The following is an 8197-nucleotide window of genomic DNA, read 5'->3' as shown; positions in this document are numbered from 1 at the left end:
CGTCGCCGCGGCGGGCCTCGCGCTGCTCGGCGGCGGGGGGGATGACTCGCTTGCCGGCGGCACGGCCGGCGACAGCCTGGCCGGCGGGGCGGGCGACGACACGCTGGTGGGCGGGCTCGCCGCCGATACGCTCGATGGCGGCGCCGGGGCCGAACTGCTGGAAGGCGGCGGCGGGGACGACCTGTTCCGCTTCGACCGACGCGACGCGCCGCAAAGCGAGCCTGCCCGGCCCGACCGCATCGCCGATTTCGCCGGCGCCGGCCGCGCGGGGGGCGACCGCATCCAGCTGCCGGGTTCGGTCGCGCTCGGCCTCGGCCTCGCCTTCCATGTGCCGGAAGGCGACTTCGCCTTCGAGGGCTACGGCCAGTCCGGCGTCCAACTGCCCGCATCGCAGGTCGGCGACGGCTTCGCCGACGTCCTGTGGCGCCGTGTCGAGAGCCTGCCCTGGACCTTTGAGATCTGGGCCGACCTCGACGACAACGGCCTGTTCGGCTCGGCCGACCTGCTGCTGCGCATCACCACCGCGCCGCTCGACGGCGCCACGGGCTTCGTCGCCGAGGATTTCGCCGTGGGCTTCGGCGGCCTGTTCGGCGGCGCGGCGGATGACGTTCTGGCGGGCCTGGGCGGCACCGACGACGCGATGTGGGGCGAAGGCGGCAATGACAGCCTGTCGGGCGGCGAAGGCGTCGACCGCCTGCTCGGCGGCCTCGGCAACGACACCCTGGCCGGCGGGGACCTCGCGGACGAGCTGCTCGGCGGGCCGGGCTCCGACCGGCTGGAAGGCGGGGACGGGCTCGACACGCTGTTCGCCGCCGACCCCTTCACGCCCGAGACCGAGGACCCGGCCGACCGCAACCTGCTGCTGGGCGGGGCGGGGCGGGACGCGCTGTTCGGCGGTGCCGGGCTCGACACGCTCGATGGCGGCACCGAGGACGACCTGCTCTGGGGCGATGGCGGCGCCGACAGCCTCACGGGCGGCGACGGCGCCGACCAGCTCTTCGGCCGCGAGGGCGACGACGTCATGGCCGGCGGGGAGGAGGCGGACACGCTGGCCGGCGGTCCCGGCGCGGACACGATGTCGGGTGGCCCGGGCGCGGACCGCTTCGTCATCGACCTTTCGACCGCCGGGCTGGACGAAGCGACGGGCGCGGCCCCCGACTGGGTGCTCGACTTCGACACCGCCGGTGGCGACCAGATCTCCCTGAACCTGGCGGAGGGGCTCGTCGCGGCGCCGGGCGGGCCGGCGCCACTGGTGTGGCGCGGGGCAATGGCGGCGCGCGACGCCTCGGCCGGCCTGCCGCTCGGCATCGCCCTGCCGGGAGACGGGATCGGGCCCGGCTTCGTGCAGTCCTTCTTCCTGCCCGCGACGCTGGCGGGCGCGCCGGCGGGCGGCTGGTTCGTCGTCGATCTCGACCAGGACCTGGTGATCGGGGCGGATGACGCGGCGGTGTGGCTGCGGCCGCCGGGGGGCGGGGCGCTCGCGCTCGACCCTGCGGCCTTCGCGCCCGGCACCTTCCGCGTGCTGGTGGGCGGGGCGGGGGCGGACAGCCTGCTCGCCGCGGCGGGCGGGCAGGAAGCCTTCGGCCTTGGCGGCGCCGATACGCTGGCCGGGCAGGGCGGCGTGGACCGGCTGCTCGGCGGCGCGGGGGATGACAGCCTCTCGGGCGGGGGGGCGGCCGACCAGCTGTGGGGCGGGGCGGGCGCCGACCGGATGGAGGGCGGCGACGGCGCGGACGAGATCTTCGCCGAAGGCCCGGGGCTTGAGGAGGTGGACGGCCTCTTCGGCCGCAACACGCTCTCCGGCGGGGACGGCAATGACAGCCTCTGGGGCGCGGATGGGCGGGATTCGCTCGTGGGCGGGGCGGGGTTCGACCGGCTCCATGGCGGCGTCGGCGCCGACACGCTGCTCGGCGGGGAGGATGCCGACACCCTGCAGGGGTTCGACGGCGCGGATTCCCTCGATGGTGGCGCGGGGCCGGATTCCGTGGAGGCGGGCGCGGGCGAGGACACCGTCGCCTATGACCCCGCCGATCCCTTCATCGATGGTGGCGACGAGCTCGACCTGCTGCGGCTGGTCGCGCCGGCGACCGTCACGCTCGACAGCGTGGTGGACCAGGTGGCCGGCGGCGGCATCGCGACCGGCTTCGAAGGGGTGGATGCCTCGGCCCTGACCGCCGCCATCGCGGTGGCCGGCGGGACGGGGCGAAACCGGCTGATCGGCGGCGCGGGCGCGGACCGGCTGGAAGGCCGCGCCGGCAACGACACGCTGGAAGGCGGGGTCGGCGCCGACACGCTTGCGGGCGAGGAGAATGACGACCTGCTGCTGCCCGGGGAGGGTCCGGACCGCGCGGATGGCGGGGCGGGGCGCGACACCCTGTCCTATGCGGATGCCACGCGCGGCGTGACGGTCGCGCTGGCGGCCGGCACCGCGGGCGGCGGCGCGGCGGGGGACACGATCCTGGGGATCGAGGCCGTGATCGGCTCGAATTTGGCTGACAGCCTCTGGGGCGGCACGGATGCGGACGCGCTGGCCGGCGGGGCGGGCTTCGACACGCTCGCCGGCTTCGGTGGCGCCGACACGCTCAATGGCGGCACGGGGTTCAACAACCTCCGCGGCGGGGCGGGGGATGACAGCCTGTTCGGCGGCGCCAACGCGGACACGCTGGAAGGCGGCGAGGGCAACGACCGGATGGTCGCCAACGGCGGCGCCGACTTCCTGTTCGGCCTGACCGGCAACGACGCCTATGAGATCGGCCTGTCCAACCAGGTGGTGTTCGAGCCGACGGGCGGGGGGACGGACACGGTCTTCGCCACCACCTCCTACTACCTGCGGCCCAACATCGAATGGTTCGTCCTGCGTGCCGGCACGGGCGACCGCTTCGCCGTCGGCACGGCGGGCGACGAGCGCATCCTCGGCAACGAGGGCAACAACCTCCTGATCGGCGGGGACGGCGCAGACACGCTGCAGGGCGGGGCCGGGGCGGACCGGCTGCAGGGCAATGGCGGCATCGACCTGCTGCTGGGCGAGGCCGGCAACGACACGGTCTTCGGCGGCGACGGCGCCGATTCCATCGCCGGCGGCGCGGGGGCGGACAACCTCAACGGCGATGCGGGCGGGGATACGATCACCGGCGGCGGGGAGGATACTCTGCGCGACACCCTCCGCGGCGGCGCGGGGGAGGATTGGCTGGATGGCGGGCCGGGCGCGGACCTGGTCTACGGCAACCTCGGCAACGACACCTGCGTCGCCTCCGAGCCCGGCGACCTCTTCGTCGAGGCCGCCTCCCAGGGGGTGGACGTGCTCTTCGCCCGCGGCGCCGGGACCTTCACCCTGGCCGCCAATGTCGAGCACCTGGTGCTGGAGGGCGCCGGGGGGGGCATCGGCAACACCCTGTCCAACCGCATCACGGGCGGAGCGGGGGCGGAGACGATGTTCGGCCGGGACGGGGCGGATACGCTCGAAGGCGCCGGCGGGGCGGACATGCTGTTCGGGGAGGCGGGGCGCGATGCCTTCCTGCTCGCGCCAGGGGCCGGGCTCGACGCCATCGGCGATTTTTCCACGGGGCTCGACCGGCTGCTGCTGCGCGGCTTCGCCTTCGCGGACTTCGCCGCCGTGCTGGCCGCGACGCGACAGACCCCCAGCGGCGCGGTCATCGACCTCGCTCCGGGCGATTCCGTCCTGCTGGCCGGCGTGCCCCGCGCCGCGCTCGGTGCGGCGGACATCGTCTTCCTGCCGTGACCTACCGACCCCATCTGGCGAAACTGGATGGTGAAGCAGGGAAGGACAGGCACGATGAGCGGATCCCATGAGGTTGCGGTGCTGGGCGGCGGCTGCTTCTGGTGCCTGGAGGCGGCGTTCAAGGAATTGCGCGGCGTTGTCTCGGTCACCTCGGGCTATGCCGGCGGGCACCTGGACAACCCGAGCTACGAGGCGGTCTGCGGCAAGAAGACCGGCCACGCCGAGGTGGTGCGCGTCGAATTCGACCCGTCGGACCTGACCTTCGAAGACCTGCTGCGCGTCTTCTTCGTGATCCACGACCCGACCACGAAGGACCGCCAGGGCAACGATGTCGGCCCGCAATACCGGTCGATCATCCTTGCCCAGACCGAGGCGCAAATGGCCGCCGCACGCGCGGTGATGGCCGATATCGAGGGCTCGGGCCTGTGGGACGGGCCGCTCGTGACCGAACTGGTCCCCGCCGCGCGCTTCTGGCCGGCCGAGCCCGAGCACCACGACTACTTCGCCCGCAACCCCTGGTCGGGCTATTGCCGCGTGGTGGTGGCGCCGAAGGTGGCGAAGGTGCGCAAGGCCTTCGCCGACCGCCTGAAGCGCCCGGCGGCTTGAGAAGGAACGAGACGATGCTGTTCAAGCGCGACCCGGCGGCCGGGGAGACCTTCCCGGTCGCGAAGACCGAGGCGGAATGGCGCGCCGCCCTTTCGCCCGAGGCCTTCCGCGTGCTGCGCGAGCACGGCACGGAGCGCCCCGGCACCTCGCCGCTCAACGCCGAGAAGCGGCCGGGGACCTTCGCCTGCGCCGGCTGTGGCGCGCCGCTGTTCGACGCCGCGGCGAAGTATGAGAGCGGCACGGGCTGGCCCTCCTTCTTCGCGCCGATCGAGGGGGCCGTTGCGACGCGCACCGACCGGTCCTTCTTCATGACGCGGACGGAGGTGCATTGCGCGGCCTGCGGCGGGCATCTGGGGCATGTCTTCCCGGACGGGCCGGCGCCGACCGGGCAGCGCTTCTGCATGAACGGGGTTTCGCTGGCCTTCCGCCCCGCCGGGGATTGACCGGCATCAACAGGCGGGGCTAGGCGCGACTCCGTGCTTGCGTCGGGGCACGGCGCGGCGCAGTTTCCGCCACGACGGAAGCCCCCTCCGCCGCCCTCAGCCCGCCTGTGCATCCATGCGCCGATTGCTCGCCTGCCTGCTGCTTCCGATCCTGCTCGCGGCACGGCCTGCGGCGGCGGACCTCGTCTATGTGCTGAACTCGACGGATCCGAGCATCTCGATCCTCGATGCCTTCACGCGCCAGGAACTGCGCCGCATCCCGGCGCTGCGGGAAGTGCACCACTTGGTGCTGAGCCCCGACGGGCGGGACCTGCTGATCGCCGATTCCGGTGGGAACGAGATCCTGTTCGTGGACCCCGCGACCGGCGACGTGCGCCGGCGGGAACGCGTCTCGAACCCCTATCACCTGGATTTCTCGCCCGATGGGCGGCACCTCGTTGTCGCCAGCCTGCGCCGCAACCAGGTCGACATCTACGAGGCGCGGACGCTTGCCCTGCTTGCGCGGCTGCGCATGCCGGACAAGCCCTCCCACATCGCCTTCCGCCCGGATGCCAGCATCGTCTACGTGACGCTGCAGGGCAGCGGGACCGTCGCGGCGATCAGCCTCGAGACGCGGGAAGCGCTGTGGGAAGTGCCGGTGGGCCGGGAGCCCGCGGGCATCATCTGGCACCGCGGGCGGCTGATCGTCGGGATCATGGGCACCGAGAACTTCATCGTGCTGAACCCCGAGACGCGGGAGATCGAGCGCGAGATCCCGGTCGGCCGCGGCGCACACACCATCTTCGCCGCCCCCGATGGCCGCACCCTGTGGGCCACGAGCCGGGTGCAGAGCCGGATCGCCGAGATCGACCCGAGCACGCTCGAGGTCCGCCGCATCCACGAAGTCCCGGGCGGGCCCGACTGCATCGCCTTCGACCCGGATGGGCGCGTCTGGGCGACGCTGCGCTGGGCGCGTCGCGTCGCGCGGCTCGACCCGCGGACGGGCGAGGTCGAGACCATCCCGGTCGGGCGCAGCCCGCACGGCATCTTCGTCCATCCCCGCCGTGCAGAACAGTAGGCGAGGGGCGCTTGCCGCGCTGGCGCTCGGCCTGCTCGCGGCGCCCGCCGCGGCGCAGGTCGCGCCCGCCTGCCCGTCCGGCACGCTCTACCTGACCATCGACACGGGCTGGGGGCGGGAGGCGGAGCGCATCGCCGCCATCCTCAAGCGGCGGGACGTGCGGGCGACGCTGTTCGTCGCGCATGAACCCACGCATACCGGGGAGCGCAGCCTCGGCCCCGGCTGGGCCGCCTTCTGGCGCGCCCGTGCGGCCGAGGGCCATGTCTTCGCGAGCCATACCGACCGGCACTGGTACTTCCGCGGCGATCTCGCGCCGGGGCGCGTGCGCTACGTCTCCCGCACCGGGGAGGGGGAGGAGGCGCTGGACCAGGCGGCGATGTGCCGCGAGCTCGCCGCCCCCGTCGCGAGGCTGCGCGAAGCCGTGCCCGATGCGGTGGTGCTGCCGCTCTGGCGCGCGCCGGGCGGCATCACCACGCCTGGGGCGATCCGGCTCGGGGAAGCCTGCGGGCTGCGCCACCAGGGCTGGACGGCCAATGGCTTCCTCGGCGACGAACTGCCGTCCGACGCGCATCCGAACCGGGCGCTGGTCGCCCGCACCCTGCGCAGCGTGCGGGATGGGGAGGTGCTGGTGATGCATTGGGGCATCCGCAGCCGGCGCGAACCCTATGCCGAGGTGCTGGAGGAGGTGATCGCCGGCCTGCAGGCACGCGGCTTCTGCTTCGCCACCTTGCCGCCAGAGGGGCGCCGATAGATTTTCGCCCCATGACCGACCTCATCACCCGCCCGCTCGATGCGCTGACCGGCTGGATCTTCGAGCATCTGCTGCAGCCCGCCATGTACGCGGCGGGGCTGATGGACTGGGCCGAGGACGCGATCGAATGGCTGGAATTCGGCCTGTTCGGCGTGTTCTCCATCGCCATCGTCTGGCTGGTGTGCCGCCCGCTGGAAGCCTGGCGGCCGGTAGAACCCGTGACCGACCGCGGCGCGATCCGCACCGACATCGTCTACACGCTGCTGACGCGGCTGGGGCTGCTGCCGCTGGTCGCCTTCGTCTTCCTCGCCTCCCTGCAGGCCTGGTGGGAGGGAACGGTGGCCGACAGCGGCTTCGTGCCGCCGACGCTCGAGACGCTGTTCCCCGCGCTGCGCGAGATGCCGCTGCTGGCCTTCGCGATCTACGTCGTCATCCTCGACTTCGGCGAATACTGGCGGCACCGCTTCCAGCACATGTTCGGCTGGTGGTGGGCGCTGCATTCCATCCACCACGCGCAGCGCCAGATGACCTTCTGGACGGATGACCGGAACCATATCCTGGACGAGGTGATCGCGGCCTTCTGGTTCGGCGCGATCGCGCTGCTGATCGGCGTGCCGCCGGGCCAGTTCCCTCTGCTGGTGCTGGTGATGCGGCTGGCCGAGAGCCTGAGCCACGCCAATGTGCGCCTGTCCTTCGGCCGGGTGGGGGAGAGGCTGTTCGTCTCCCCCCGCTTCCACCGGCTGCACCACGGCATCCTCTCCGTGGCCGGGCACGGCAAGAACTACGCGGTGCTGTTTCCGGTCTGGGACTGGATCTTCGGCACGGCGGATTTCCGCCGCGACGTCTATCCGCGCACCGGCGACCCGGAGGCGCCGGAGGCGCTGGCGACGGGCGGCTGGCTGCGCCAGCAACTGGTCGGGCTGCGCCGGATGGGCGCGGCGCTGACGGGCCGGGGCCAGGGCTGACCCTCGCAAGGCGGCGATCGCGAACATCGCGCCGTGGCAGTCGCGGCGGCTGACGCCGTGCGCGCCGCAGCGGTTCCGACGCGGACCTCGGTGACAATGGGCGCGCGCCCCGGTTGCGAGTGGCGGCCTCCGTCGGCCCCTGGACCGCCGCGCGCACAGATCCCGAAAGGGTCGAGACGGTGGCGCGCGAGTCCGGGTCACCGGCGGGACTCCCCATCGCGTGCCGGTGAGTTCGTTGATTCAATCTGCCCCGCGATCCGGCGACCTCGCGCGGACGTTCTGGGGTCACGAGCACAATTCCAGCGAGCATCGATTCGGAATCGGCACGCGTCAGGCGCGATCAAAATTATGGATGCACGCGGCGCGATGGCGCAAAAATAGCCATTGCGCACTTATTGAGACAAAATTTAACGTATTCTTGACGCAGATGCCGGGTTCGGGTGCCGCCTTGCGTGAGGCGTCCGGACAGGGAGGCCACGGTCCCTGCGCCCGACCGGACGAAAGGTACAGGCATGAAGCTCATGATCATTGGCGGTGCGGCGCTCGCGCTCCTGGCCGGCGCCGCGGAGGCGAGTTCCGGGCGTGGCGGGCATGGCGGCGGCGGGTACGGCGGCGGCGGCGGCGGCGGGGGGGGCG

General features: G+C 72.9%; 6 protein-coding genes. All 6 read left to right on the top strand.

Annotation, left to right across the window (positions count from 1 at the left end):
• On the top strand, positions 1 to 3739 hold a 3739-nt coding region (locus HW577_RS15540; protein ID WP_269769552.1), incomplete at its 5' end, for a calcium-binding protein.
• A 54-nt stretch (positions 3740 to 3793) separates the two neighbouring features.
• Positions 3794 to 4345 (top strand): peptide-methionine (S)-S-oxide reductase MsrA, encoded by a 552-nt coding sequence (gene msrA / locus HW577_RS15535; RefSeq protein WP_198377064.1) that lies wholly within the window; start codon positions 3794 to 3796, stop codon positions 4343 to 4345.
• Positions 4346 to 4359: 14 nt separating this feature from the next.
• Complete coding sequence (gene msrB, locus HW577_RS15530; RefSeq protein WP_198377063.1) at positions 4360 to 4788, top strand: peptide-methionine (R)-S-oxide reductase MsrB; 429 nt, start codon at positions 4360 to 4362, stop codon at positions 4786 to 4788.
• A gap of 115 nt (positions 4789 to 4903) precedes the next feature.
• Entirely contained in the window at positions 4904 to 5845 is a 942-nt protein-coding gene (locus HW577_RS15525) for a Vgb family protein (protein WP_198377062.1), read from the top strand.
• On the top strand, positions 5832 to 6596 hold the full coding sequence (locus tag HW577_RS15520; protein ID WP_198377065.1) for a polysaccharide deacetylase family protein: 765 nt from the start codon (positions 5832 to 5834) through the stop codon (positions 6594 to 6596). Before HW577_RS15525 ends, HW577_RS15520 begins: the two co-directional genes overlap by 14 nt.
• An 11-nt stretch (positions 6597 to 6607) precedes the next feature.
• Positions 6608 to 7561 (top strand): sterol desaturase family protein, encoded by a 954-nt coding sequence (locus HW577_RS15515; RefSeq protein WP_198377061.1) that lies wholly within the window; start codon positions 6608 to 6610, stop codon positions 7559 to 7561.
• The last annotated feature ends 636 nt before the right edge of the window (positions 7562 to 8197 follow it).

Origin of the sequence: Neoroseomonas rubea (genome assembly GCF_016106015.1) — a bacterium.
Taxonomy (GTDB): Bacteria; Pseudomonadota; Alphaproteobacteria; order Acetobacterales; family Acetobacteraceae; genus Neoroseomonas; species Neoroseomonas rubea.
This window is presented reverse-complemented; position numbering and strand designations above follow the sequence as displayed.

Coding starts and splice junctions, on each gene's coding strand:
- HW577_RS15515 (WP_198377061.1), top strand. CDS start 6,608: ATGACCGACCTCATCACCCGCCCGCTCGATGCGCTGACCGGCTGGATC.
- msrB (WP_198377063.1), top strand. CDS start 4,360: ATGCTGTTCAAGCGCGACCCGGCGGCCGGGGAGACCTTCCCGGTCGCG.
- msrA (WP_198377064.1), top strand. CDS start 3,794: ATGAGCGGATCCCATGAGGTTGCGGTGCTGGGCGGCGGCTGCTTCTGG.
- HW577_RS15525 (WP_198377062.1), top strand. CDS start 4,904: ATGCGCCGATTGCTCGCCTGCCTGCTGCTTCCGATCCTGCTCGCGGCA.